This is a genomic window from Rhodanobacter sp. AS-Z3 (assembly GCF_029224025.1).
Taxonomy (GTDB): domain Bacteria; phylum Pseudomonadota; class Gammaproteobacteria; order Xanthomonadales; family Rhodanobacteraceae; genus Rhodanobacter.
Genome location: NZ_CP119392.1, coordinates 3,330,126 through 3,355,414, shown reverse-complemented (window position 1 = coordinate 3,355,414; position 25,289 = coordinate 3,330,126). Strand labels below are relative to the sequence as shown.

General features: G+C 62.8%; 23 protein-coding genes. 7 read left to right on the top strand and 16 right to left on the bottom strand.

Translation table 11 applies throughout. The features are described from left to right. Position 1: 1 nt before the first annotated feature. Both tatB and tatC read left to right on the top strand, forming a co-directional pair. The gene (gene tatB, locus PY254_RS14975; protein ID WP_281012833.1) at positions 2–412 is read left to right on the top strand and encodes a Sec-independent protein translocase protein TatB; all 411 of its coding nucleotides are present in this window, start codon (positions 2–4) and stop codon (positions 410–412) included. Continuing rightward, entirely contained in the window at positions 409–1,173 is a 765-nt protein-coding gene (tatC, locus tag PY254_RS14970; RefSeq protein WP_281012832.1) for a twin-arginine translocase subunit TatC, read from the top strand. The genes tatB and tatC overlap by 4 nt, the downstream gene beginning before the upstream one ends. Before the next feature lie 129 nt (positions 1,174–1,302). Here the strand turns inward: tatC and PY254_RS14965 are convergent, their stop codons facing one another. From PY254_RS14965 to PY254_RS14920, 10 genes are all read right to left on the bottom strand, one after another. Then, positions 1,303–2,103, bottom strand: a complete 801-nt coding sequence (locus PY254_RS14965) for a prephenate dehydrogenase/arogenate dehydrogenase family protein (protein ID WP_281012831.1) — start codon at positions 2,101–2,103, stop codon at positions 1,303–1,305. Then, positions 2,100–3,206: a PLP-dependent cysteine synthase family protein gene (locus tag PY254_RS14960; RefSeq protein WP_281015242.1), complete on the bottom strand. Its 1,107-nt coding sequence runs from the start codon at positions 3,204–3,206 to the stop codon at positions 2,100–2,102. The genes PY254_RS14965 and PY254_RS14960 overlap by 4 nt, the downstream gene beginning before the upstream one ends. Before the next feature lie 14 nt (positions 3,207–3,220). Next, on the bottom strand, positions 3,221–5,176 hold the full coding sequence (locus PY254_RS14955; RefSeq protein ID WP_281012830.1) for a pyridoxal phosphate-dependent decarboxylase family protein: 1,956 nt from the start codon (positions 5,174–5,176) through the stop codon (positions 3,221–3,223). Further along, positions 5,173–5,577: a SirB2 family protein gene (locus PY254_RS14950; protein ID WP_281012829.1), complete on the bottom strand. Its 405-nt coding sequence runs from the start codon at positions 5,575–5,577 to the stop codon at positions 5,173–5,175. Before PY254_RS14950 ends, PY254_RS14955 begins: the two co-directional genes overlap by 4 nt. Before the next feature lie 84 nt (positions 5,578–5,661). After that, the gene (locus PY254_RS14945; protein WP_281012828.1) at positions 5,662–7,944 is read right to left on the bottom strand and encodes a nitric-oxide reductase large subunit; all 2,283 of its coding nucleotides are present in this window, start codon (positions 7,942–7,944) and stop codon (positions 5,662–5,664) included. A gap of 211 nt (positions 7,945–8,155) precedes the next feature. Next, positions 8,156–8,917 carry a cyclic nucleotide-binding domain-containing protein gene (locus PY254_RS14940; RefSeq protein WP_281012827.1) on the bottom strand — a complete coding sequence of 254 codons (762 nt, stop codon included), beginning with the start codon at positions 8,915–8,917 and terminating at the stop codon, positions 8,156–8,158. A 205-nt stretch (positions 8,918–9,122) separates the two neighbouring features. Then, on the bottom strand, positions 9,123–10,820 hold the full coding sequence (locus PY254_RS14935; protein WP_281012826.1) for a cbb3-type cytochrome c oxidase subunit I: 1,698 nt from the start codon (positions 10,818–10,820) through the stop codon (positions 9,123–9,125). Next, positions 10,820–11,782 (bottom strand): c-type cytochrome, encoded by a 963-nt coding sequence (locus PY254_RS14930; RefSeq protein ID WP_281012825.1) that lies wholly within the window; start codon positions 11,780–11,782, stop codon positions 10,820–10,822. Before PY254_RS14930 ends, PY254_RS14935 begins: the two co-directional genes overlap by 1 nt. Then, a complete protein-coding gene (locus PY254_RS14925) occupies positions 11,779–12,030 on the bottom strand; it encodes a hypothetical protein (protein WP_281012824.1) in 252 nt (83 codons plus the stop codon). Before PY254_RS14925 ends, PY254_RS14930 begins: the two co-directional genes overlap by 4 nt. Before the next feature lie 211 nt (positions 12,031–12,241). Next, complete coding sequence (locus PY254_RS14920; protein WP_281012823.1) at positions 12,242–13,633, bottom strand: MBL fold metallo-hydrolase RNA specificity domain-containing protein; 1,392 nt, start codon at positions 13,631–13,633, stop codon at positions 12,242–12,244. 177 nt (positions 13,634–13,810) lie between these two features. Here PY254_RS14920 and PY254_RS14915 point away from each other — a divergent pair, with 177 nt between their 5' ends. The 5 genes from PY254_RS14915 (at position 13,811) to PY254_RS14895 (ending at position 18,397) form a co-directional block, all read left to right on the top strand. Then, on the top strand, positions 13,811–15,208 hold the full coding sequence (locus PY254_RS14915; protein ID WP_281012822.1) for a GGDEF domain-containing protein: 1,398 nt from the start codon (positions 13,811–13,813) through the stop codon (positions 15,206–15,208). A gap of 256 nt (positions 15,209–15,464) precedes the next feature. Beyond that, positions 15,465–15,737, top strand: a complete 273-nt coding sequence (locus PY254_RS14910; protein WP_281012821.1) for a PepSY domain-containing protein — start codon at positions 15,465–15,467, stop codon at positions 15,735–15,737. 26 nt (positions 15,738–15,763) lie between these two features. Next, positions 15,764–16,360, top strand: coding sequence for a cytochrome b/b6 domain-containing protein (locus PY254_RS14905; protein ID WP_281012820.1), 597 nt, complete (start codon positions 15,764–15,766; stop codon positions 16,358–16,360). A gap of 4 nt (positions 16,361–16,364) precedes the next feature. Then, positions 16,365–17,039, top strand: a complete 675-nt coding sequence (locus PY254_RS14900) for a response regulator transcription factor (RefSeq protein ID WP_281012819.1) — start codon at positions 16,365–16,367, stop codon at positions 17,037–17,039. Beyond that, positions 17,039–18,397, top strand: coding sequence for a sensor histidine kinase (locus PY254_RS14895; RefSeq protein WP_281012818.1), 1,359 nt, complete (start codon positions 17,039–17,041; stop codon positions 18,395–18,397). The genes PY254_RS14900 and PY254_RS14895 overlap by 1 nt, the downstream gene beginning before the upstream one ends. Positions 18,398–18,430: 33 nt before the next feature. Here the strand turns inward: PY254_RS14895 and PY254_RS14890 are convergent, their stop codons facing one another. From PY254_RS14890 to PY254_RS14865, 6 genes are all read right to left on the bottom strand, one after another. Further along, on the bottom strand, positions 18,431–19,141 hold the full coding sequence (locus PY254_RS14890; protein WP_281012817.1) for an ABC transporter ATP-binding protein: 711 nt from the start codon (positions 19,139–19,141) through the stop codon (positions 18,431–18,433). A gap of 1 nt (position 19,142) precedes the next feature. Further along, a complete protein-coding gene (locus PY254_RS14885) occupies positions 19,143–20,345 on the bottom strand; it encodes an ABC transporter permease (RefSeq protein ID WP_281012816.1) in 1,203 nt (400 codons plus the stop codon). Next, a complete protein-coding gene (locus PY254_RS14880) occupies positions 20,342–21,493 on the bottom strand; it encodes an efflux RND transporter periplasmic adaptor subunit (RefSeq protein WP_281012815.1) in 1,152 nt (383 codons plus the stop codon). Before PY254_RS14880 ends, PY254_RS14885 begins: the two co-directional genes overlap by 4 nt. Next, positions 21,490–22,101 (bottom strand): TetR/AcrR family transcriptional regulator, encoded by a 612-nt coding sequence (locus tag PY254_RS14875; protein ID WP_281012814.1) that lies wholly within the window; start codon positions 22,099–22,101, stop codon positions 21,490–21,492. Before PY254_RS14875 ends, PY254_RS14880 begins: the two co-directional genes overlap by 4 nt. A 179-nt stretch (positions 22,102–22,280) precedes the next feature. Beyond that, positions 22,281–24,809, bottom strand: coding sequence for a cation-translocating P-type ATPase (locus tag PY254_RS14870; protein ID WP_281012813.1), 2,529 nt, complete (start codon positions 24,807–24,809; stop codon positions 22,281–22,283). Between the two features lie 42 nt (positions 24,810–24,851). Then, a complete protein-coding gene (locus PY254_RS14865) occupies positions 24,852–25,289 on the bottom strand; it encodes a universal stress protein (protein ID WP_281012812.1) in 438 nt (145 codons plus the stop codon).

The window sequence follows — 25,289 nt, the reverse complement described above, 5'->3', positions numbered from 1 at the left end:
GGTGATCGATTTCAGTCTGACCAAACTATTGTTCATCGCGGTGCTCGCGCTGATCGTGCTCGGGCCGGAGAAGCTGCCTGGCGCTGCCCGAACCGCCGGCGCCGTGCTCCGCCGCGTGCGTGGTAGCTGGGACAGCGTGCGTGCCGAAGTGGAGCGCGAGCTGCAGGTGGAGGAGATCAGGCGCGCGGCGCTTGAAGTCGCGAAGCAGGGCGATGTCGCCAAGGGTGCCCTGGACGCCGCCATGCATGACCTGCAGAAGCCCGTGCAAACAACGCTGGCCGGACTGGAACCATCGGCGCTGCCTGAGGCGGTCTCGCTGGAGCAGGTAGCGCCGACACCTGCGTTGGCCGCTCTCCCATCCGACAAGGCTGAGGTCCGGCGCGAAGCAGCGCACGCGGAGGTGCTGTCGTGACAAGTCCTGATGTTGGCGGGATTGCGGAGGACCTTCAGTCTGGCGTGTTCACGCATCTTCTGGAGTTGCGCTCGCGTCTGATCAAGGCCGTCGCTACGGTCCTGCTCTTGCTGCTGGCGCTGGTACCGGTAACCAATCGCCTGTATTCGCTGTTGGCGGAGCCGCTGGTTGCCCGCTTGCCCCACGGCGCACACCTGATTGCCACCGAGGTGACCAGTCCGTTTCTGACCCCATTGAAGCTGGCTTTCTACGTGGCCCTGCTGGTCAGCATGCCGATGATCCTGTATCAGCTCTGGGCATTCGTCAGTCCGGGCCTGTACCAAAAGGAAAAGCGCCTAGCGCGCCCCTTGCTGGTTGCGGCCTTGCTGTTGTTCTACGTCGGCTGCGCGTTCGCCTACCTGCTGGTGCTGCCGGCAGCCTTTCGCTTTCTCACGGCAATGACGCCCGGCGGAGTCGAGATGATGACCGACATCAGTCACTATCTCGACTTTGTGATGCTGGTTTTCTTTGCCTTCGGGCTGTGCTTCGAGGTGCCCGTAGCCGTAGTGATCCTGGCTGCCGTCGGTGTCGTGAATCTTGCTACGCTGCGCAAAAGCCGCCGCTACGCGATTGTCGGTGCGTTCGCCCTATCTGCTTTCATCACACCACCAGACATCGCCTCGATGATCATGCTGGCCGTGCCGATGTATCTGCTTTACGAGTTGGGCATGCTGGCAGTGCGATGGCTGGTGGCACCAGCCAAAGTGGATGCCGGGGACTAAGTTGTCGCCACGCGAAGTTTGGTCTGTATCCGCCAGCGAACGTGGGATGTGCCAAGGCAGGCGCGCTGACTCGCTGCCCGTGCTGTTTCGACGCTAGACGCCGGAGGACGCGGCACAGGTCGTGGAGACTCAGGTTGTTGACGCGTCCGGCAGGGGGATGGCGAGGTCATCGTCATTTAGTTCTGCCAACAGTTGCTGGTGTACGCGTTGCAGTTCGGCCAGCAACTCCGCACGTGCCGAAGCAGCGAACGGATTCTCACGCTGGATCGCAGAGAACAAGTGTCCGGCATCGCCGCGTACGGCGGCGAGCATGTGTTTCATGCCCTGGAACGAGGGAGGCGCTACCGGCATGCCGTCGTCGACACCGATATCGATCAGCCCCTTGGCGATGAAGAACGCGAGCACGTGGGTCTTGGCCATCGCGCGGTCATGTGTTTCGGGGTCTTGCTCGATGACCTCGCAACCCAGCGCGACAAACAATTCGCTGGCACGCTCGGCAGCTTGCGGATGACGAGGGGATGCGCAGATCACCGTGCGCAGCGGGCGCTCGTCACGCGCAAGACTTAGCGGGCCGAACAGTGGGTGCGTGCCGACATGCGCGATCGCGTCGCCCAGCAGTTCGTCCATGGCGCCGCATGGATGCATTTTCACGCTGCCCACGTCGAGCACGATCTGACCGGCATGCAGCAGCGGACGTAGCGTATGCAGTGAGTCGCGCATGTTTGGCACGGGCATCGCCAGCACGATCCATTGCGCGTCTTTGACGGCGTCGTTCAATGACGCGGCAGCCAATGCTTCAGGAACTTCCGCTTGCGCGTCCCACACGCTTACTTGATGACCCGCCTGAAGCAGCAGTTGTGCGAATGCCTCGCCGAAACGCCCGTAGCCGAGCAGGGCGAAGTTGGCCGTTCCCGAAACGGGCAGGTTCATCGCACTGTCGGCATGCAGCCGCTGGCCAGGCTGTTGCGCAAGGCGGTATCCCAGGGTGCGAGGTCGAGCTTGTGCGCGAGCAGCCAATCGTGGTCGAACAAGGTTTGTGCGTAGCGTTCGCCACGGTCACACAACAGGCTGACGATACTGCCGCGCTCACCACGTGCTCGCATCGAGGCAGCCAGTTGCAGACAGGCGACCAGGTTGGTGCCGGACGAGCCGCCGTAACGGTGGCCGAACAGGTCTTCCAGCAACCACGCAGCGGCAACCGATGCGGCGTCGGGAATTTCACTGACCCGATCGACTACGTCGAAAATGAAGCCGGGCTCGACCCGCGGGCGACCGATACCTTCGATCAAGGTAGGCTGACTGGCCACGGCGCTCGCGTCGCGATGGCGCCAGCCACGCACGTAGGCGCTGCCAACCGGCTCGGCCACGCACAGCCGGGTGTGCAGTCGGCGATAGCGCAGGTAACGACCGATCGTGGCTGAAGTGCCGCCGGTGCCGGCGCCGCACACAATCCATGCCGGTTCCGGTTCGGCTTCCAGCGCCAGTTGACCGATGATCGATTCGGCGATGTTGTTGTTGCCACGCCAGTCGGTGGCACGCTCGGCAAGGCCGAACTGGTCGAGATGGCAGGCGCCGTCGGTGGCATGTTCGGCGGCACGTGCGTGCACCTGTGCCGGGTCGTCGACCAGATCGCAAATGCCGCCAAGCGACTGCACGTCGCGGATTTTTCCCGGTGCGGTGCCGGCCGGCATCACCGCCGTGAACGACAGGCCCAGCAGACGCGCAAACCACGCCTCGGAGATCGCGGTGCTGCCGGACGAAGCATCCACCACGGACTGGCCGCCGCGCAGTCGCCCGTTGCACAGCGAATACAGAAACAGCGAACGGGCCAGTCGATGCTTCAGGCTGCCGCTGGGGTGCGCGGCTTCGTCCTTGAAGTAGAAGTCGATCCCGTGGAAGCCGGGGAAGTTCAGCTTCAGCAGGTGGGTGTCGGCCGAGCGCGCGGATTCCTGCGCCAGTTTCGTCAGCGCATCGTGCAGCCAGCGGCGGTCCGCATCCTGTTGATAGTTGATCAGCCGCAGCGGGCTTTCCATGAAGGATTCCGGTTTCATGACTGGTTGTTCGTGCTGCCACGCAACACGCGTATGCGGCGCCCGAGGAACTCGAAATATTTGTCCATGTAATTGATGCCGTTCTCATGATCGATCAGGAACGGGTTCATCAAGGTATGGCGCAGAATCATCAAGCGGTCTTCGTCCGGATCAATCGAACTCGTGTCCAGGCCGAGTGCGTTGAAGATACGCGTCGTCTGTGCTGGCCCCAGCATGTCCGGGCGCAGCGTGGTCACCGAGCCGAAAAATTCCTTCGTCTGCAGTGGCTGACGCGGGTCACAGCGCAGCACGTCGTGCAGTTCGCGCACGAAGGCATTGGCGACCGCAATCGAAGTATTCCCACGCAGATTGAGTGCGAGGCAGACCAGGTTGCTGTCCGGGGCAAACGGCACCAGCGCCTGCACGCAGTCGGCCAGCTCCAGTGCGAAGCGTTGTGCGCCCGCATGGAAGGTTTCGGCGGCGCGCACGGTGGCGCGTGGCAGGTGGCCGAAGTGTGCATGGTCCAGCGGCAACACCTTGTGGGTAACGTAGACCGCGGCTGCGGCCGCACCCGATTTGGAGCCTTCCGGGATGAACTGGCCGAGACTGCGGTAGCGCGCCAGATAGTCTTTCGGCGTGCCACCATGGAAGACGTAATCGGCACGCTCCGCCAGCAAGGCCATCGCGCGATGATCACGGCAGATGAAGGCGCCGCTCCCGTACGGCAGATAGCCCAACTTGTGCGGATCGACGGTAACTGAATCGGTGGCGGCCAGTGCGGCGAATGCCGCATGCACAGCCGGCGTGGGAAACTGCGTGTAGTCGGCGCCGACTTCTTCGCGTGAGCGCAGTGAGCCGTCCTCGTTACGGAACAGGGTGGCCAGATAGCCGCCCCAGGCCGCATCGATATGCACCGCGAAATCCACGCCGCGTTCGCGGGAGACTTCACGCGCAGCGAGTACCTGATCGATCGGATCGATGGTGCCGTATTCGGTGCCACCCAGCACCGCCACGCACATCAGTACTGCTTGCTGCTCGCGAGCGCAGCGTTCCAGGGTGGCGTGCAAGGCGGACGGGTCCAGCCGCATGCCTTCGGTGGGCAGCAACTCCAGTTGGTCGCGACCCAGGCCGAGCAGTTTCAGTCCCTTGCTCCACGAGTAATGCGCGGTCACCGGCGCCAATACCAGTGGCACCTTCAGTGTCGGATGGGCGGCGAAGAAGCCGACCAGCCCGCGTTGCTCGATGCGCTCGCGCTCCACGCGTTGCAGCCAGCGGGAGCGCTCGTCCGACGTCTGCACGGCGAGCCACGACTGCCATGCGGTCAGTAATCCGATGCTGGCGGACTGACTCAGATTGAACGCGCTCCAGTCGTCCTTGGGCAATTCCAGCTCGGGTGCTTGCGCGGTGCGTAGCGCCACCGGGAAGGCCTTCAACGCGAGCGCCAGCCGTAGCGCCTGATAGTTCGCCAGGGTGCCGCCAGAGGTGAGGTGGCCGAACGCGCACCCATCTTGTGCCGGATCATGCGGATAGCCCAGCATGCGCGCCAGCTGCAGGCCAGCCTGCACCTCCATGTCGACGGTGACCGGTGCGGCGTCCTCGCTGACGTTGTTGGGGTTGTAGGGCAGGGTCAACATCTGTGCGGCCAGCCCGGGTAGCAGCAGGTCCGAGGCCATGTGGCCGATGTAGCGTGGGCTGTGGAACGGCACCGATTTTTTCAGGGCCGCCGATAGCTGATGCAGTTCGCGTCGCATGCGCGATTCGAACGCCAGGTAGTCCGGATGGTGGGCGGCGCCGGTGCCGATGGCCGGTGGATCTTCCGGATGGAAATTGCGCCGCCAGTAGACATGGTCGCGCAGGAACTCGACCATCATTTTTTCGAGCAGCGCGTCGTTCTCACCGTAGGGTCCAAGGAAGCAGGCGTCCAGCGTGTGGTCACGCGGTTCGTCATGGTTGAAGGGTTGTGCGGGGCTCATGCGATCCATCCATGCAGCCAGCCAAGTGGGTGATGCATGCGTGCCACTCCAAGCATGTAGATGAAGGTGGCCAGTGCGGCGATGAGGAAGCCACGCCGTGCGCGCGGCGTGCGCGCACGCTTCAGTGCCAGCGTGGCAAACACCACGTAGAACACCAGCAACACCAGTTTGGTTGTGAGCCAGCCGTTGGCGAACAGGGCGCTGGGCAGGATGCTGACCAGCATCAGCGCCGCGGTGAGCAAGCTGGTGTCGATGGCGTAACTGAGCCAGCGCAGCGGCATCCACTGCGCGGCGTTGGTGTAGCCGAACTGGGTCAACAACCCGCGCATGGCGAACAGCGATCCGCTGGCCAGTACGCAGATAATGTGCACCCATTTGATTTGCGGATAGAACTCGAGCACCGGCGTTCCGTAAGGCTTTCTGCAGGCTGCAAGGATCAGGGCGCGCCTCGCGACGCGCCCTGATATGGGTCATGTGACGTGTGCTCAGGCGCTTTCGGTAACGGCCTGTGGCAGCGGAGCGTCGACAGTGCGACGTTTTGGCGCAAGCCACAGCGCCGCCACGAACACCGCGATCAGCAGTGCGCCGAAGGCAAACAAGGTGTCGCCCGGTACGCGCATCCACACCAGCATGTGGACGATGGGCTGATCCATGAACTCGGCGGATCGCGCAAACCAGTAGCCGTGATCAAGTACGGCCTTCAATTGCAGGATGCCCAGTGGCAACAAGGTCAGCGCGGCCATCATCGACAAGCCGATATTGAGCAGCCAGAACGAACTCTGCAGCAGACCCTCGCGCCACTGTGCTTCCGGCTTGATGCCGCGCAGGCAGAACAGCATCAGGCCCAGGCCAAGCATGCCGTACACGCCGAACAGGGCGGTGTGGCCGTGCGTGGCGGTAAGGTTCAGCCCCTGCATGTAGTAAAGCGCAATCGGTGTGTTGACCAGGAAGCCGAGCAAGCCAGCGCCGACGAGATTCCAGAAACTCACCGCCACGAAGAACATGATCGGCCAGCGATAGCGGGCCATCCACGGTGCCGCGTGCTGCTTCTTCCAGGTGTCGTAGGCTTCCAGGCCAATCAATGCCAATGGCACCACTTCCAGTGCCGAGAAGCTGGCGCCGAGTGCGATCACCGCGGTGGTGGTGCCGCTGAAGTACAAGTGATGCAGGGTGCCCAACACGCCGCCCGCCATGAACACAATGGTGGCGAACAACACGTTGGTGGTGGCCGTGGTGACGCGCAGCAGGCCAAGGCGAACGAACAGGTAGCTGATGACGGCGGTGGCAAACACTTCGAAGAAGCCTTCCACCCACAGGTGCACCACCCACCAGCGCCAGTATTCAACCATCGCGATATGCGTGTGCTCGCCCCACATCAGGCCGGCACCGTAGAGCAGGCCGATCGCCACGGTGGACAGGAATAGCAGGCCGACGATCGAGGCGCCTTCCTTGTTGCGATCCATCGCCGGCCACAACGCGCGGCCGACCAGGAACAGCCACAACATCAAGCCGATGAACAGGAAGATCTGCCAGAAGCGACCGAGGTCGGTGTATTCCCAGCCCTGATGACCAAACCAGAAGTTGTACTGCAGGCCCATCTTGTCCATCACCGCGAACCACTGGCCGGCGAACGAGCCGACCACGATGATCAGCAGGCACACCCACAGGAAGTTCACTCCGAGGCGCTGGAACTTCGGCTCATGGCCGGAGATCAGCGGGGCGATATACAAACCGGTGGCCAGCCACGCGGTGGCGATCCACAGCACCGCCAGTTCGGTATGCCAGGTGCGGGTGAGGCTGTACGGCAAATAGTTGGCCAGCGCGAAGCCATAGGCCTCCTGACCTTCCACCTGATAGTGCGCGGTGGTGGCACCCAGCAAGATCTGTGCGAGGAACAATGCCAGCACGGTCCAGAAATATTTTCCGGTGGCCTTCATCGAAGGCGTGGCCTTGAATTCGGTCAACGGATCGCGCGTGGGAATGGTTGGCAGCGGTTCGTGATTGACCTGACGCGCGTGATGCCAGCCGAGCAGGCCGATGCCGAAGATCATGAACAGGATGCTGAAGACCGACCACAGGAAACTGGTCGAGGTTGGCGAGTTGCCAGCCAGCGGTTCGTACGGCCAGTTTTGCGTGTAGCTCATCGCCTCGTTCGGCCGCTGTGTGGCCGTGGCCCAGCTTGTCCACCAGAAGAACGCAGTGACTTCGCGGCGATGCTCCATATCCGGCACGGTGTTCTCGCGCATGGCATAGGTTTCGCGCAGCTGGTGCGTGGCCGGGTCGTTGCTGAACAGGCTCATGTAGTGTGCAGCCACGGCTTCCATCGCGCGTGCCCGCAATGCCGAGACGGTGATGGTGTTGGTGGCTGCGTTGTAAGTGTTGGTACGCAGCTCTTCCCGCACGCGTTCCTTGAGGGGTGCCTGCTGCTGTGCCGTCAACGTGTCGTACGGACCCAGGCCGGCATCGCGGGAAAGCAGGTCAAGCATGGCCATGCTTTCGCGATGCAGCCAGTCGGCGCTCCAGTCCGGCGCGAGCAGGGCGCCGTGGCCCCAGATGGACCCCAGTTGCTGACCGCCAATGCTCTGCCAGACCTCGCGGCCCACGTCCATATCGGCCTTGGTATACAAGGTCTGGCCGTCGGTGGTGACGACTGCGGTGGGGATCGGGGGTGCCTGCTGATGGACCTCCTTGCCGACCCACAGCAGTACGGCGAAGGAGGTGACGAGCAACGCCGCCAATCCCAGCCAGAGTTTTCGAGTGGTACTCATGGTGCATCTCCCTTAAAGATGCGCGCATGCTCGCGGAGGTGGCTGTTGGCGACGTTGATGCAGGTCAAGTTGTGGCTGCGGCACGGTGCGCGAATTGTCGCGGTGTTGTTTTGGGCACACATGCGTTGGGAATGCCCAGCCTCGTTGCTGGCAGGGCAATTCGTTGGAATGCGTGTGCAAGATCGCTGCCGGGTGCTGCCAACGTTTCCGCTCAGCGGGCGTCGCGGCTCTTCGCTGCCGTGCTGCTGCCGTGACAGAGGCTGGCGAGCAGTTCGGGCTGACGAATGCGCACCGCTTTGCGATTGACTTCGAGCACGCCCATTTCTTCCATGCGCGAGAACAGTCGACTGACTGTCTCGACCACCAGTCCGAGATAGTTGGCGATGTCGTAGCGGGACATCGACAAGGTCAGCATGGTGCCGTCGCGCTGCAGTCGCTGGTAGCGATCGGACAGACTCTTCAGGAAAATCGCCAGTTGCTCCTGCGCCTGCTGCCGGCCCAGCACCACCGTGTGCCGGTGTTCCTCGATCACTTCGCGGCTGATCACACGCATCAACTGGCGCTGCAGTGCCGGTACTTCGGCGGTGACTTGTTGAAGGCGATCGTAGGGCAACTCACAAATGCTGCTGCGTTCGAGGGCCTCGGCCTGGCTGACGTGTTGATCCGTGGCCAACGCGTCGAAGCCGATGATATCGCCGGGAAGATGGAAGCCGAGAATCTGCACCGCGCCCGTGTGGTCTTGCACGAAGGTCTTCAGCGAGCCGGAGCGCACCACATAAAGTGCATGGAACGGATCGCCGTCGCGATACAGCGCGCCACCGCGCTCAAGCGTGCGTTTGTCGCGGACTGCCATGTCCAGTTTGGCCAGATCGGCGCCGTCGATGCCCGCGGGCAGACACAATTCGCTCAATGCACAGGATGAGCAACTGCGGCGAAGCTGGTTCAGGTCCAGCACGTCGGGGATTGGTTCCATCACGCCCTCAGCGGCGCCTGCCGCGCGCCCGGATAGGCGCGGAACCGGCATGGTACGCGGCTGAACAATAACATGGCGTGTGATCGGCCAAGCTTGTGCAAGACGTGGGCATGGCTGCGTTGCTTGCAAACGGAGAAGGCTGCCGGTATTCGCCGGCAGCTTTCTTCGTCCATCTGTCGTCGTCGAATTCGACGTCAATCCTTGCTCACGCTTGCGCGGGAAGTATCCGCAATAGCGACGGCGTTTCGACCGCGTAGGTGCGTGCTTCCATCGAGGCGAGGAAGCGCCAGACGAACAGCAAGGTCACCAGCAGCAGGCCCGGGTAACCGATGCCGGCCAACAGATACGGCAGGGTGGGGTCACCCTCCACGCGGACGCGTGGCAGGTTGAAGCTGAGCAAGCCGAGCGTGATGATTGCACCGAACACCCACATCATCAGTAACCAGATGCCCGCTTCGAAACCGCTCAGTGGACGACCCCAGCGAGTAACCGGATGCACGGTGGCGGCACCGCCATGTGCGTCCGTGCCAGCCGGAGCGCTGATGCGACGGCCCAGGGTGATCAGGTCATAAGCCACCACCAGCGCACCCACTGCAAAGAGGACGCCGAACAGCGGCAGCAGCAGTTTGAACACGCCCATGGCATGCGCGACGTCGCCACCAAACCAGTCCAGACCGAGGATGCGGTAGACATAGATTTGCACGGTGCCGCCGAGGTTGAAGGCGAAGGCCATGCCAAGCATGCCGGTGAGCAAGAGCCAGAAGCCGAGCTTGCCCAGTCGCTGGTCGTAGTTGTTTACCTGGCGCATGATAGGCACCGCGAAGTACGCCGCAGCGATACCCAGCATGCCGAAGGTGCCGAACAAGGCCAGGTGGCCGTGTCCCGGCGTGATCCAGGTGCCGTGCGACCACACGTTGGTCAGCGCGAACGTCATGCTGAAACCGAGGATGCCTGCGCCGATCTGCTCCAGCACCACCGAGCCCAAGATGAAGTAGAACGCCGGTGCATTTTCCAGCGGGCGCTTGTTGGTATGCGCATCCAGATAGATGTGCCAGAAGCAGAACACCAGCGGCAGCGGTTCCAGTGCACTGAACAGCGAGCCCCAGAACTGCCAGAACGCCGGTGTGCCGATCCAGAAGTAATGGTGTGCGTTACCGATCAGGCCAGACAGCCACACCAGCGCCACGCCCCAGAACACCGCAAAGCCGACCGACTTGATGTCGACCTTGAACATCAGCACCAGCAGGAAGCCGACCAGGGTGATGTGGATGACTTCCCAAACGCCTTCGACCCAGTAGTGGACCACGAACCAGCGGAAGTATTCCTGCAGGTCCAGTCGCGCCACATAGAACAGGCCAAACACCCACACCACCATCAGTGCACTGACGCCCAGGCCAAGACCCCAGTGGATTTCGTTCCATTGACGCACCGGCGGGAAGGTACGCAGCACCACGAAGGCAAGAATCGCGAAACCAACCAGCACCAGTACACCGGCGATGCGGCCGGGTTCCAGATACTCCAGCCCTTGCTGCAACCACGGCTGCCCATGCCACCAGCCGGCGATGCCAACCTGGGCCAGCCGCAGGGTGAACATGTTCCACAGCACAATCACGATCAGGGCATAGAACAGCAGCTTGATCAGCCACGGCGCGAACATCTCGCGTTTGGACAGCAGCGGGCTGACAAACAGGATGGCGCCAATGAAACCGCACAAAATCCACAGGATGCCGAGGTTGAGATGTTCGGCGCGGGCGACGTTGAAATTCATCACGCCGGCAAGCACGGTCGGGTCAACTTGCTGGACCGACAGCAACATGCCGTAGCCGACCTGGATGACGAACAGCACCAGCATCAACATGAAGAAGCGCAGGCTGAGCCTTTGGGTCTGGTATTCGATCTGCATCACTGCTTCTCCAGGGTGTGGAGGTAGGCCACGATGGCGTTGACCTCGTCGTCTTTGAGCAAGCTGGCATAGGCCGGCATCACGCTGGCCGGATAGCCCGCGACGACCTTCGCGTCGGGTTTGCGGATCGACTCCTCCAGATAAGCATCGTCGGCAGTGACCGAGCTGCCATCGGCAAGACTGACCTTCGAGTTGTACAAGCCGCCCCAGCCGGGTCCGACCAGACGTTTGCCATCGATGGCATGACAAGCCAGGCAGCCGTTGTCCTTGACCAGTTGTGCGCCGTGCGCTGCCGGGTCCGCTGCAGTTGGCGCGGTCGGGGATGCTGCGGGCGCCGCTGCGAGTGCTGCGGGCATCGTGCCATGCGCCAACTGCAGGCGATGATCCAGCCCCTGCACCTCAACCTTGGGCGGCCAGCCTTCGGTGTTCATCGCCGAGGTGTACTTGAGGTAGGCGATCAATTGGCCAATCTCGTCCTTGGTCAGCGGCAGGTTTGGCATCATCGAGGTGCCACCGCCGCGACGCTCGATGCGCTGAGCTGCGCCGGGGAATTTCTTCAGATAGTCATCGATCGAGTCGCTGCCCAGATCAGCCAGTTGATTGGGGTCGAGCAATTGCGCGTGTACCGATGCCTTGGTCGGCCAGCCCCCGGCCGCTGGCAGAAACGCTGCCAGCCAGGCCGGGCCGGCATGCTTGTATTCCTCGGTGAGGTCCGGGCCCAGATACGCACCGTTGCCGACCATGGTGTGACAACCCATGCAGTTGTAGGCCTGAAACACACGCTTGCCGTCGGCAGCCTGATACTGGCCGAAGGAGATCGTGTCAGGCGTTACCTGGCCGCGCGACTTCAGGAAGGAAAAGATCGAAAGGACAACGAAGACCAGCGCGAGGATGCCAAGCACCACAAAGGCCCCCCGGCGTCGCGGTGTTTCACAACTGCTGCCGCCGACTCCACAGCTCATGAGATTTTCGCCTTGTCTGTGGCGGCGGTGCCTTGTTCCTGCGTGTCATGCAGGAACAGGATGCGCAGGCTGCCGATGAAAACGTAGAACACGTAAACGGCAAGAACAAAGCCGGTGACGAAGTAGATCAACCATGCCAGGTGGGACTCTGGCCAATACGCGTAGCTGCGCCAGAATGGCCAGGACAACAGTACGGCGATCACGCAGGCCAGTACTGAAATCGTCAGATCCGTGATCCGATGCGTCATGCGATGTTCCCCCGAGATTGATTCGAACATGGTCGAAAGCTTCGAGAAACGGCGAGCCCTCCAACGAAGGATTCGCAGGTGAAGCGGCTTGAATATAGGCGTGGCCTGATACCCGGGACCTGACGCAGGTCAAGTCGAACCCTGATTTCGCTGGGGTAACTGCGGTACGTGTACCGCAGGGAATTCCGCCTTCTTCGGACGGCATCTCCGCTCAGTCGATCTTTATCGGCTCATGTGGGCCCGGTAGTTGGCAGTGGAAGCCACGCTGTTCCAGCACTTCCTGCAAGGCATGCATGCCGCGGTCGTATTCGCCGTGCACCAGAAATACCTTGCGCCGTGGTTGCTCGCCCAGCCACGCCAGTAGTGACGGTTGGTCGGCGTGCGCGGAAAAGCCGTTGATTGTCCACACCTGCGCGCGCACCGGAATGTCCTCATTGAAGATGCGCACGCTCGCTGCACCGTCGACAATGCGTCGTGCCAGCGTGCCTTCGGCGGCATAGCCGACGAAGACCACGCTGCTGCGCTCGCGCCACAAATTGTGCTTGAGGTGGTGGCGAATGCGCCCGCCATTGCACATGCCCGAACCGGCCAGAATGATGGCGCCGCCGTCGACGTTGTTGATCGCCATCGACTCAGCCGTCTCGCGGGTGAAATGCAGGCCGGGCATGGCGAACGGGTCGCCGTGCTGCAGTTCCTGCTGGAAGTTGACGTCGAAGCATTCCGGGTGACGTCGGAAAATTTCGGTGGCCGAGATCGCCATGGGTGAATCCAGGAAGATCCGCACGTGTTGCGGGATCGCACCGGTTCGCAAGCCGCGGTGCAGGTAATACAGAATTTCCTGGGTGCGCTCGAGTGCAAAGCTGGGAATCACCACGTTGCCGCGACGGGTGACGGTGTCGCGAATCGCCTGGTACATCTCGTCGACTGAATCAGGTACCGAACGATGCGGGCGATCGCCGTAGGTGCTCTCCATCACCACATAGTCGGCGGCCGGCGCAGGCGTCGGGTCGCGCAGTATCGGTCGGCCCGGATTGCCGAGATCGCCGGAGAAAAGCATGCTGCGCTGCTGCGTGCCGTCGTCGATGTCGAGAAGAATCGAGGCTGAGCCGAGGATGTGCCCGGCATCCAGGAAGCGCGCGCGGATGCCGTCGACGATCGGTATGGTTTCGTCGTAGCTGACGTCTGCAGCGAAGAAGTCCAGCGCATGCAGCGCGTCGTCCATGCTGTACAGCGGCAGCTTCACCGGTTCAGCACGACGGTTTTTGCGTTGTGCCCGCCGTGCGTCCTCTTCCTGGATGCCGGCCGAATCGAGCATTACGATGCGGGCCAGTTCGCGCGTGGCGGCAGTGGCAATGATGCGTCCGCGAAAGCCCTGACGGACCAGCAGGGGAATCCGTCCGCAGTGATCCAGATGGGCATGTGTCAGCAGTACGACATCAATGCCGGCCGGATCGAAGCCGAAGGGTTCAGCGTTGCCACGCTCAACCTCGTCGCTACCCTGAAACATGCCGCAGTCAATCAACACCTTTCTATCGTTGCAGGTGATCAGGTGACAGGAGCCGGTAACCTGCTTGGCGCCGCCGTGGCAGCTGTAGATGATCATGAAAGCACGCCTCGCTGGTGCAATTTCCGAACGGTTCGTGGTTAGACTGTGGCAGGTTGCAAGAAGGATGGGGTTGACCCGGATCAACCCGACAGGGACGAACACGCGGCGTTTTGCCCATGGCTGGGCTTGAGCTGCGCATCTGTGGTTGCCGGTCCCTGGGGACGAGATGTTGACATGACAGCAGTGCCGTTCCATCAAGACCCGCGCGTGGTGCAGGGCTATCAGTTCTTTTCGCGCGCCGTGGGCGTGCTGATGTGCGTGGTCGCCCTGGCCTTGCTGGCAGACTGGTGGTGGAATCTGCCGCGATTGGCCCGTTCGGTGCCGGGCGAGTTGTGGAACAGCGTCAGCACGGCAATCGGCTTTGGCTTGTCCGGTAGCTCGCTGTTGCTCAGCCACACCGAGCGTGGATGGCGGGCTCGTTTCGCTGCTCTGCTGTCGATGATCGTGTTGGGCATGGGTGCGGTCGAACTGATTGAATATGTTGCTGCGGCGGGTCTGGGCATCAACCTCTGGTCGGACAGTTCGGCGGCCTGTCTGTCCTGCTTGCCACCGCGGCGCATGGTGGGTTTTGCTGGAGTGGCGTTTGTGTTGCTTGGCGGCGTGGGCTTGCTGGTATCCGTGCGTCGCTGGTTGTGGCTGCGCGAGACACTGGCGATTGCACTGCTGGCGATTGCGATGACCGGGCTGGCGTCGCACGGCCTTGCGTGGGAAGGCATCGATGATTCCACCTTCAGCAGGGTGCCGATCCCGACGGCCTTGCTATTGGTTCTAGCCACGCTGGGATGGCTATCGGTAACACCCACCGTAGGACTTACCCGAGTCACCACGGCGGCCACGCTCGGTGGCGCATTTTCGCGCCGCGTATTGTTGCCGGCGCTGTTGCTGCCGGTGGCGTTTACCTATGCTTTCGAGTTGTTCCAGTCTTGGCTGGGCTTGCCAAACGTGATGGCGTTTTCGCTGATGGCCGTGGTCAGTGGTAGCGCCGTGGCATGGCTGATCTGGTGGGTGGCGTTGTTGCTGGACAAACTGGAACGGCAGCGCATGGAAGCGACCCAACTGCGCACCGATGCCGATACCGACACTCTGACCGGGCTGGCCAACCGGCGGGCGTTCGACGATACCCTCGACAGTCTGCTGCAGGGGCATCGCGAACACGACACGGTGTTCTCGCTGTTGATGCTCGATCTGGACAAGTTCAAAAGCTACAACGACAGCTTCGGCCACCTGGCCGGCGACGAGGTGTTGCGCATCACCGGCCGTTTGCTGGCTGCCGCGGTGCGCCCGTCCGACGTGGCTGCACGTTACGGCGGCGAGGAATTTTCCCTGCTGTTGCCGGCGACTGATGTGGCGAAGGCAAACGAAGTGGCGCAGCGGGTGCTTGATGCCTTTCGCAATTTTGCGTGGCCGCGTCGACTGGTCAGCATCAGCATTGGTGTGGCCCAGTCTGCCCCCGGCGATGACGCGGCTGCAGTGATCAAGCGTGCGGACACTGCGCTTTACGAAGCCAAGAATACCGGGCGCGACCGGGCGGTGATGGCTGCAACGGCGAGTTCCGCGCCACCAGCTCCGTAGCGGCTTGATCGCTGTTGGTGGCCTCAGCAGATACGCGCATCTGTGCTGCGATATCTGCCTGACGATGGCCGTTGAAGACGCTGCGATTCGATCCTTGCGTCGCCCGAGTATCCGCTTGTTAACCCGACAACAGTTCGTGCGCCGATATCGATATCGGCGATGTACGCGTGCGTGATGACAAGCCTCTTAAGACTGGCATAAGCCACTGCGGTTGGAATGGCACCCAAGGCAATCATGCCGATACCGGAGAAGCGCCATGAAACGCATCGTCATTGCACCCCTGTTGCTTGCTGCCGCCGTGTTGTCGGCGTCCGCCTTTGCCTCGCCGCAGTGCACCAGCGCGCCCCGTGCGCAATGGCTGACCGAAGCGGCGATGAAACAGAAGGTCCTTGATCAGGGTTACACCATCAAGGTGTTCCAGGTCACCGGCAATTGCTACGAAATCTATGGCAAGGACAAGGCCGGCAAGAACGTGGAGATCTATTTCGACCCGACCGATGGCCGCATCGTCAAGCAGAAGGGCGGCTGATCATCCATCCGCGCGAGGACAAGCCCATGAACGCCACAGTCAAGGTCTGGGACCCGTTGGTCCGCCTGTTTCACTGGTCGTTGGCAGGCCTGTTCCTCGCCAACTTTTTTACCGAGGAGGGTGAGCTGGTTCATCGTGGTTTCGGCTACGCCATCCTGGGATTGATCGCCGTGCGTTTGGTGTGGGGATTCATCGGCACGCACCATGCCCGTTTCAGCAACTGGGTGCCGGGACCCGATCGTCTGCGTCATTACCTGCGTGACCGCCTTGCCGGGCGATCACGCAGGCAACTGGGGCACAACCCGGCCGCGGCGGTGATGATCCTGACACTGCTAGGTGGCGTATTGCTGGTGGCCTTCACCGGCTGGCTGCAAACCACCGATCGGTTCTTCGGCGATAGCTGGCTGGAGGGACTGCATGAAGCGCTGGCGTACGGCGTGCTGGGGCTGGTGGTCGTGCATGTGTTGGCGGCCGTTGGCGAGAGCTTGCACTACGGTGAAAACCTGATCGCGGCCATGGTTCACGGCCGCAAGCGTGCACTGGGGCAGGATGCCGCAGCCAGCAAAAAAGCGCCGCGACTTGCGCCAAGTCAAGTGAGCCGCCCAGCCACGCGACAAGAATGAAGCCATGCGGATCCTGTTAGCCGAAGACGATCAGTCACTGGGACAGGCGCTGGCCGATGGCCTGCGCCTGCTCGGCTATGCCGTGGACTGGATTACCGACGGCGCCCAGGCAGCGGCAGCTTTGAACGACACGGAGTATGCGGCCGCGATACTCGACTGGAACCTGCCACGCAGCAGTGGCCCGGCGATCATTGCGGGCATGCGGCGGCAAAAAGACGCCACCCCGGTGTTGCTGCTGACGGCCCGTGACGGGCTGCCGGATCGGGTGGCCGGGCTGGATGCCGGTGCCGACGACTACGTCGTCAAGCCGGTGCATCTGGACGAACTCGCCGCGCGGCTGCGTGCGTTGTTGCGGCGGGCGGACGGCCAGATCGAACCGGCCATCCGTCTGGGTGCGCTGGAAGTCACGCCGGCTGCGCGTCGCGTCACGCTCGATGGCGAAGCCCTGGAACTGACCGCGCGCGAATACGCCTTGTTGGAAACCTTGATCCGCCATCCGGGTCGCGCCTACTCACGCGACCAGCTCGAAGAGGCGTTGTACGGTTGGGATCAGGAGGTGGCCAGCAACGCGGTGGAGGTGCACATCCATCATTTGCGGCACAAGCTGGGACCGGGCTGGATACGCACCTTGCGCGGCATCGGCTACGCCATCCGTTCTCCTGAAGCCGAGCTGGCGTGATGCGGCCGTCGCTGAACCGACGCCTGGTGGTGCGGCTGGTTGCCGGCATCGTGCTGGTATGGATCATTGCGGTGAGCTGGATCGGCTGGCGCAGCGTGCATGAGGTCGACGAAATTTTCGATCAGATGCTGGTGCGCACCACCGCGAGCGTGTTCGCGGTAATGCCGGTCACGCCGAATCAAGACGACGCCGTGCGCCTTCCACACAAGCAGGTCGTCGACTCCGATCCCAGCGCCCAGCGCCCGGCCATCGTGCTGCGTGATGCACAGGGGCAGCTGCTGATGCAGAGTGCCGAACTGCCGGCACTGAACTTTGCATCTGGTGACTCCCATTTTCATACGGTGACTTACGCCACGCGGCGCTGGCGGGTATTCCAGGGCTGGGATAGTGAGCGACAGTATTGGATACAAGTGGCCGCACCGCTGGACGAACGCGACGAACTGCTGCGCAAACTGCTCGCGCCGACCTTGCTGGCCTTGCTGGCGTTGCTGGTGCTGGTGCCGCCTACCGTATATGTCGGATTGCGTGGTGGTCTGAAGCCACTGCGTCGGCTGACCCGCAGGCTGTCCGCCAGCACGGTACCGTTGATTCCCGCACTTACCGATGACCAGGTGCCGGTTGAGCTGGCGTCATTCACGCGGGTGGTTGATCAACTGGTTGAGCGGCTCAAGCTCGGGCTGGAGCACGAACGCCGCTTCACCGCCGATGCCGCGCACGAACTTCGGCATCCACTGGCAACGCTGCGGCTGGAGCTGGACCTTGCAGGCCGTAGTGAGGACGCCACCGCGCGTGCGCAGCATCTGCAGCGTGCACACAAGGCGCTGGATCGTATGCAGCGACTGGTCACGCAGTTGTTGCTGCTGGCGCGCGTGGAGCAGCTGACTGAACTGGATGATGCCGGGTCGTTGCGGCTGGTGCGTGTGGCCGAGGCCGCGTTGCGCGAAATCAGCGAGCCTGCTGCGATGCGCTCGGTCGAGTTGTCGCTGGATCACGACGGTAACGACTTTGTTCTCGGCAGCGCAGGCCTGCTCGGAATTCTGGTGCAAAACCTGCTCGACAATGCCTTGCGGCATACGCCGGCTCACGGACGGATCAATGTGCGTGTGGGCGGTTCGTCGGAACACGTCGAGCTTGAAGTGAATGACAGTGGCACCGGCTTTTCGACGACTGACCCGGCCAGTTTGGTGGAACGGTTTCACCGGCCTGAAGGCAGCGTGGGTGAGGGTAGTGGGCTGGGTCTTTCCATCGCCCAGGCGATTGCCAAGCTGCATCACGGGCAGCTTGCCTTTGAACGATCACCGTTGGGTGGCGCGCGAGTTCGGCTGACCCTGCCGCAGGCGCTGCATCCGGCAGGTTAAGGCCGGCTATCTGGCCGTCCAGATCCTGTGGCGTCATGTAAACGCGCGAGCTTCACCGGCTTCCTCATGCGTCACGCCGTCGCGAATGTGATAGATGCGTTTGAACGTGGGAATGATTTTTTCATCGTGGGTGACCACGATGATGGCGGTCTGAAACTGCTGCGCCATTTCGTTGAGAATGCGGATCACCGCCAGCGCGCGCACACTGTCCAGTGGGGCGGTCGGTTCGTCGGCGAGGATCACCGGTGGGCGGTTGACCAGACCACGGGCGATCGCCACGCGTTGTTGTTCGCCACCGGAAAGTTGCGCTGGCATCGCCTCGGCGCGGTGATCCACGTCCAGCGCGGCAAGCAGTTCATGCGCGCGCCGACGCGCTTCGGCGTTGGCTACGCCGGCCAGCATCGGCAGCAGGGCGACATTGTCGGTGACATCCAGAAACGGGATCAGATACGGCGCCTGGAACACGAAGCCGATCTTGTCCCGGCGCAAGGCGCGCAAGTCGGAGATTTTCCAGCCGTTGTCGAGGATCACTTCGCCACCGAGCACCATGCGGCCGGCACTTGGGTCGATCACCGCGCCGAGGCATTTGAGCAAGCTGCTCTTGCCCGACCCGGACGGCCCGATCAGGCCGACCACTTCGCCGGGTGCGACGTGCATGTTGACGTTCTTCAGTGCGTCGACGGCGGTGCTGCCGCTGCCGTAGCGCTTGCTCAAGCCTTCGATGAGAATGCCTTTGCCGGTCATCTCAGCCTCCGATCGCCTCGGCCGGATCAACCTTCAGCGCGGCGCGAATAGCCACCAGGCTGGCCAGCACGCAAATCACCAGCACGCCGAGCAGGCCGAGGCCCGCATCACGAGGGATCAGCAGCACGTACTTGGGGAACAGCGGTGCGGCGAAGGTCGCGGTGATCTTGCCGACCACGAAGCCGATCATGCCCAGCACCAGCGCCTGTTGCATGATCATCGCGGCGATCGTGCGGTTCCTTGTGCCGATAAGTTTCAGCACGGCGATCTCGCGAATCTTGTCCATCGTCAGCGTGTAGATGATGAACGCCACGATGGCCGCACTGACCACCGCGAGAATCACCAGGAACATGCCGATCTGTTTGGCCGAGGTGGCAATCAGCTTGCCGACCAGAATGCCTTCCATCTGCGGACGGGTGTAGACGGTAAGGCGCTTCCATCGGCGGATGGATTGCGCCACCGCTTCCGGCGCATGACCGGGCGCGACGCGGACCAGCACCGCATTGACGTAAGGATTGCCGCTTTGCGAGGCGATCACCGCATCCAGCAAGCCCGGCACGCCGGGGCGATTGAAGGCGGGGTTTTCGGCGGTGCGCCGGCGACTTTGCACAATCGCATCGTTGTCTTTTAGGAACTGTGCTTCCTGTGCGTCCTTCAGCGGAACAAACACCATCGGATCACCGCTGGACGAGACCATCCGACGGGTCAGGCCGACCACGGTGTATCGATTGCGGCGGATACGAATGGGGTCACCGACGGCGAAGCCGGTGGCGATATCGGCTACCGCTTCGTAGTGACTGCGGGTGATCTGCCGGCCCGCGACCAGATACGGCGGCCAGCCGGCCGTGCCGGGCTGGCCGTTGGCGATGCCGACGATCATCGCGCGCACATCGCTATCGCCCTTGCGTACCTGCATGGTGAGATAAGTGACGTTGGCGGCTTCGACCACGCCGGGCATGGCGCGGATCGCGCGCCATGTATCGTCGGGCACGCTGGAGGATTCGGCATACGGGCCCAGGGTGTCCTTCTGCACCACCCACAGGTCCGCGCCGCTGTTGTCGAGCAGTGCCTTGCCGTCGTCGACCATGCCGCGATACACGCCAGCCATGGTCAAGGTGACGCCGATCAGCAGACCCAACCCGATGCCGGTGAACACGAACTTGCCCCAGGCATGCAGGATGTCGCGGCCGGCCAGGCTGATCACTGCGAGGTTCCGACAAGATGCTGGACCACGTGGATGCGGCTATGCGAGTTAAGCGCTTTTTCGCTGTAGACCACCACGCGATCACCGGCCTTGAGTCCCTTGCTGATCTGCACGTTGCCGTCGAGATCGGCGGCGCCCAGCTCCACCGGTGTGAAGTGCAGGCCGCCGTCCTTCAATTGCCATACGCCCAGCGCATTGTTCAGATGCTGGATGGCGGCATTCGGCACCACCGGAGCTGCCGGCTGGGCGGGCAGGGTGACTGTCACTTCGGCCAGTTCGCCCAGTGGCGGCAGCGGCTGTGGCAGCGTATCGAAGGTTACCTTGGCCAGGGTTTCCTCTGTCACCGCATCGGCCATTGGCTCCACCCGCATGACGTGTGCAGGCAGGCTGGTCTGGCTGCGCGAGCGCAGCACCACGCTGGCCGGCAATTGCGCGGCGAGGCCTTGTGCACCGAGTTGGTCGAAGCGCACATTGATCCAGATGCTGTGAGGATCGACCAGTTCCACCACCGCCTGACCCGCCACCACGGTGGTGCCGGGGTCGGCATCGCGCAGGGTGACCAAACCGTCGACCGGTGCCACCAGCCGCAGGTTGCCACGCTGGGCGAGCAAGCCAGCCTGATCGGCCTGCGCACGTGTCAGATCCTCGCGTGCACCGTTACGGGCGGCATCGGCAATCTGGAATTCCTGACGTTTGGTGGCGACCACTTCTTCGCTGATCGCATGGGCCGGTAACAGTTGTTCGTAGCGATGCAGCTGAGTCTGCGCATAACGCTGGCGAGCATCCGCTTCGCGCAACTGCGCTGCGGCGCGCCGAATGGTTGCTTGCTGGGCGCCAATTCGCGCGTCGAGATCGACCGGGTCCATTTCGCCCAGTGCCTGCCCGGCCTTGATCCGTTGGCCCACTTGCACATCGACCTGCTTGATGCGGCCGGCAAAGGTTGGGCCGATGCGATACGTGTAGCGCGCCTTGACCGTGCCGATGCCGAACAGCGCCGGGGATACCGGGCGCGTCACCACCCCGGTGACGGTGACTGCGACCGGTGCCAGCGGGCCGGAACGCAGGATCACGTAGACAAACAACAGCGCGATCGGCAGTAACACGGCCAACAGGGTCAGGCTGCGGCGCTGGATCGGCAGGCGTTTCACGATTGTGTGCTCGCGATGCCACGACGGAAGATCGCGAATGCGCCGGGCGCGTTCTTGCGCATTTGTTTGCCGTCGCCGAGCAGCATGGCTTGCATCACCAGACCCTGGATGCTGCCGATGAACAGCGTTGCCGCCGCCGCAGCGTCGAGCTGTGGGTCCATCTCGCCGCGGCTCTTGCCATCTTCGATCAACGCGCACAGACGCTCGCCATAGCGGCGAATCAGGGTCTGCACGGCGAGTTTTGCGGCGGTGTCTTCGGCACGCTGCAATTCGCCAAAGATCATCCGTGGTACGCCAGGATGCTCGATGACGAAGCCGACATGTGACAGATACATGGCTTCCAGCGCAGCCATGGGGGAGTTGGCGGCGGCGGCTGCGCGTTCGATCCGCGTCAACAATCGATCGGCGACCCACTCCATGACCGATTGCCAGATCGCATCCTTGTTGGGAAAGTGGCGGAACAGCGCACCCTGGGTCAGCTTCATCCGGGTGGCGATCGCTGCGGTGGTGATCTCGCTGGGATTCTGTTCGGAGGCCAGGGCGACCACCGCTTCCACCGTGACGGCGCGGCGGTCATCGGCATTCAGGCGTTTGCCGGGCTGGTCCATGATCGTTTCCGGTCCATTTAAGTAAGTAATTACTTACTATCTTAACGGCATGTTGCTCGGTGTCAACGTCTGCTCGGGATGATGAGCCCGATCCACGCTGCCGTTGAGCGGGGTCGACTCAGATGACAGCCATGGGCAACTGAAAGTAGTGCTGGATTGGTCGCGATGTCTGGCGTGCGTCAGCGTGTCCGCAGGTTCCACTTGCCGATGTGGCCCGCGACGCGGCGCCAGACTTCGAGCCAGCCCAGCGCCACCAGCAGCATGCCGCCGGCGCCGACCAGGGCGGCGCCGTCCGGCAAATCAAGTTGCATCAGGTTGCGAAGCCATGGCACTCCGATGACCAGGCCCAGCAACAGGAGCACGCCGCCGAACATGCGTGGCAGCCACGGGTTATTGGCATGCAGGCCAGCCAACATGGACTGGGAAACGGATCGATTGCCGAGGATCAGCAGGAACAAGCCGGCGATCAGTGCCACGAATACGGCCGTATGGCTTTGTTCGGCACTCACGCCTTGCTGGAGCAATACGCTGTAGCCGAGCAGCAGGATCGCGGCGAAGCCCAGCCCCTGGATTACCGCGTATTCGAGGTTGGCGCGTGCAAACGGTGACAGCGTGCGGGCTCGTGGTGGTCGTCGCATGATGTCGTCGTCGGCAGGTTCGGCCTCAAACACAATCGAGCAGGCCGGGTCGATCAGCAACTCCAGCAGCACGATATGCACCGGCATCAACAACGCCGGCCAGTGCAGCAGTGTGGGTACCAGCGCCAGCGCAATGATTGGCATGTGCACGGCGAACACGAAGCGGGTCGCCTTGGTGATGTTGTCGTAGATGCGCCGGCCTTGGCGGATTGCGGTGACGATGCTGGCGAAGCTGTCGTCCAGCAGCACCAGTGCAGCCGCCTCGCGCGCCACGTCGGTGCCGCGTTCACCCATCGCGATGCCGACATCGGCGGCTTTCAGTGCGGGCGCGTCGTTGACGCCGTCGCCAGTCATCGCCACCACTTCACCGTCAGCGCGCAACAACTGCACCAATCGCAGTTTCTGCTCGGGTTTGAGCCGGGCGCACAGGTCGATGTGACGCAGGCGTTCGCGTAGTGCCGAGTCATCCAGTGCGACCATCTCTGCGCCGGTGATTACCTCAGCTCGATCGCTCAGCCCGACCTGACGGGCGATGGCGCGTGCAGTAACCGGGTGATCGCCGGTCATCATGATGATGCGGATGCCTGCGGCCCGGCATTCGGCGATCGCCGCGGGCACTTCCGGGCGCGGCGGGTCGACGAAGCCCAGCAGCCCCAGCAAGCGGAAGTCGAAGTCATGTTGGGAATTCGGCCAGCCAGTACCGTTCCACTGACCGCGAGCGACGGCGAGCACGCGAAGACCGCGTTCGGCCATCGTCTCAACTTGTTGCAAAAGGCCTGCGCTGTCGGCGGCCGGCAGGTGGCACAGGTCGATTACCGCTTCGGGCGCGCCCTTGGTGGCCAGCAAGTGCTGCTCGCGCGCATCACCGCGGAAGACACGGGTCATTGCCAGAATATCGGGTGACAGGCCGTATTCGAACTCGGCCGACCACCCGGTGTGAACGTGCTCGGTGCCGGCAAGCCAGCGTGTGCCGAACTGCTGGATGGCTTTTTCCATCGGATCGAACGGGTCGATCGGCGTGGCCAGCATCGCGAACTCGACCAGCGGATGGAACGACTCGGGCAGATCCATGGCCTGCTCGTCATGCGAACTCCCGTCGGGCAGGCGCAACTCGGCTATCTGCATGCGGTTCTGCGTCAGCGTGCCGGTCTTGTCTACTGCCAGTACCGATATGGCGCCCAATGCCTCCACCGCCGGCACGCGTCGCGTCAGCACTTTCTGTTTCGAAATGCGCCACGCCCCCAGAGCGAGAAACACCGTGAGGATGACCGGAATTTCCTCGGGCAGGATGGCCATGGTCAACGCAATGCCAGACAGTACGCTTTCCAGCAGGCCGCGCTCATCCCACAACCAGCTGAGCAAGCCATAGGCGGCGGCCAGCAGCAGTCCGCCGATGGTCAGGTTGCGAATAAGCCGGCGCGAAGCCTGTTGCAAACCCGACTCGGGTTCCTGCGTGGCGATCAACGCCTGGCCGATACGGCCAACGGCTGTTGCTGCGCCAGTGGCGTGGACTTCGGCGACGCCTACGCCTTTGGTCGCCACGGTGCTGGCGAACAACTGCGCTTTCTCCGTGCCGGGAAGCTTGGTCACCGGAACCGCCTCACCGGTCAGCAGTGATTCGTTGACTTCCAGGTGGCCGTCCAGCAGCACGGCGTCGGCGGCAATTCGGTCGCCCTCGTGCAGCACCAGCAGATCGCCAACAACCACTTCACTGCCGGCAACGCGGACTTCCTGCCCGCCACGAATCACCAACGCGCGGGGCGCCGACAGTTCGCGTAGCGACTCCAGTGCTCGCTGGGTCTTGCGCTCCTGTGCCAAGGTGATACCGATCACCACGAACACGAACGACAACAGGAAGGCGGCCTCGGCTCGATCACCCAGCGCCAGATACAACCCTCCGGCAACCAGCAGCATCAGGAACATCGGCTCGACCAACACGCCGATCACGATGCTGGTCAGGCTTCTTGGCGTACTGCCAGGCAACACGTTGGGGCCGGGCGTGGCCAGCCTGACTGCCGCTTCGTCAGGCGTGAGTCCGATGTAGTTGGTTGTCTGATTGGACGTGCTCATGATCGTGTCACGCCGTTTCGGCAGTGGAAGTTGAGCGTCGCTTTAACGGCAGACCAGCACGGGGACGTCGCCGTTGAGGATGACCTTGTGCGTCTCGCTGCCCAGCAGCAGGCGATCGAAGCCGCGCCAGCCATGCGAGGCCATCACGATCAGCTCGCACTGGTGTTTGTGCGCGGCCGCCACGATGGCGGAATAGGGGCGCGCGTCGAATTCGTGGCTGACCTCGCAGGGGACGCCCGCTTTCTCGGCGCGTTGGCGCGCCTCAGTCAGGTAGCGCTCGGCGTTGGCGGTGGCTTCCTGCGTGTAGGTGGGTTCGTTGGCCAGCACGAATTCGGCGAAATAGGTGGACGCAGGGAACGGGGCGATCACGTGAAAGGCATGGATGCGCGAGCCCAGGCGAGCCGCCAGTTCGATACCCGTGTCCAGCGCGCGCAGGGACAATTCGGAACCATCGGTGGGAATCAGGATGTGCTGGAACAT

Excerpts from the sequence above, each read along its gene's own strand:
- PY254_RS14965 (WP_281012831.1), bottom strand. The coding sequence starts at position 2,103 with ATGAACCTGCCCGTTTCGGGAACGGCCAACTTCGCCCTGCTCGGCTAC.
- PY254_RS14960 (WP_281015242.1), bottom strand. The coding sequence starts at position 3,206 with ATGGAAAGCCCGCTGCGGCTGATCAACTATCAACAGGATGCGGACCGC.
- PY254_RS14955 (WP_281012830.1), bottom strand. The coding sequence starts at position 5,176 with ATGAGCCCCGCACAACCCTTCAACCATGACGAACCGCGTGACCACACG.
- PY254_RS14945 (WP_281012828.1), bottom strand. The coding sequence starts at position 7,944 with ATGAGTACCACTCGAAAACTCTGGCTGGGATTGGCGGCGTTGCTCGTC.
- PY254_RS14940 (WP_281012827.1), bottom strand. The coding sequence starts at position 8,917 with ATGGAACCAATCCCCGACGTGCTGGACCTGAACCAGCTTCGCCGCAGT.
- PY254_RS14935 (WP_281012826.1), bottom strand. The coding sequence starts at position 10,820 with ATGCAGATCGAATACCAGACCCAAAGGCTCAGCCTGCGCTTCTTCATG.
- PY254_RS14930 (WP_281012825.1), bottom strand. The coding sequence starts at position 11,782 with ATGAGCTGTGGAGTCGGCGGCAGCAGTTGTGAAACACCGCGACGCCGG.
- PY254_RS14925 (WP_281012824.1), bottom strand. The coding sequence starts at position 12,030 with ATGACGCATCGGATCACGGATCTGACGATTTCAGTACTGGCCTGCGTG.
- PY254_RS14920 (WP_281012823.1), bottom strand. The coding sequence starts at position 13,633 with ATGATCATCTACAGCTGCCACGGCGGCGCCAAGCAGGTTACCGGCTCC.
- PY254_RS14915 (WP_281012822.1), top strand. The coding sequence starts at position 13,811 with ATGACAGCAGTGCCGTTCCATCAAGACCCGCGCGTGGTGCAGGGCTAT.
- PY254_RS14910 (WP_281012821.1), top strand. The coding sequence starts at position 15,465 with ATGAAACGCATCGTCATTGCACCCCTGTTGCTTGCTGCCGCCGTGTTG.
- PY254_RS14905 (WP_281012820.1), top strand. The coding sequence starts at position 15,764 with ATGAACGCCACAGTCAAGGTCTGGGACCCGTTGGTCCGCCTGTTTCAC.
- PY254_RS14900 (WP_281012819.1), top strand. The coding sequence starts at position 16,365 with ATGCGGATCCTGTTAGCCGAAGACGATCAGTCACTGGGACAGGCGCTG.
- PY254_RS14895 (WP_281012818.1), top strand. The coding sequence starts at position 17,039 with ATGCGGCCGTCGCTGAACCGACGCCTGGTGGTGCGGCTGGTTGCCGGC.
- PY254_RS14890 (WP_281012817.1), bottom strand. The coding sequence starts at position 19,141 with ATGACCGGCAAAGGCATTCTCATCGAAGGCTTGAGCAAGCGCTACGGC.
- PY254_RS14875 (WP_281012814.1), bottom strand. The coding sequence starts at position 22,101 with ATGGACCAGCCCGGCAAACGCCTGAATGCCGATGACCGCCGCGCCGTC.
- PY254_RS14870 (WP_281012813.1), bottom strand. The coding sequence starts at position 24,809 with ATGAGCACGTCCAATCAGACAACCAACTACATCGGACTCACGCCTGAC.
- PY254_RS14865 (WP_281012812.1), bottom strand. The coding sequence starts at position 25,289 with ATGTTCCAGCACATCCTGATTCCCACCGATGGTTCCGAATTGTCCCTG.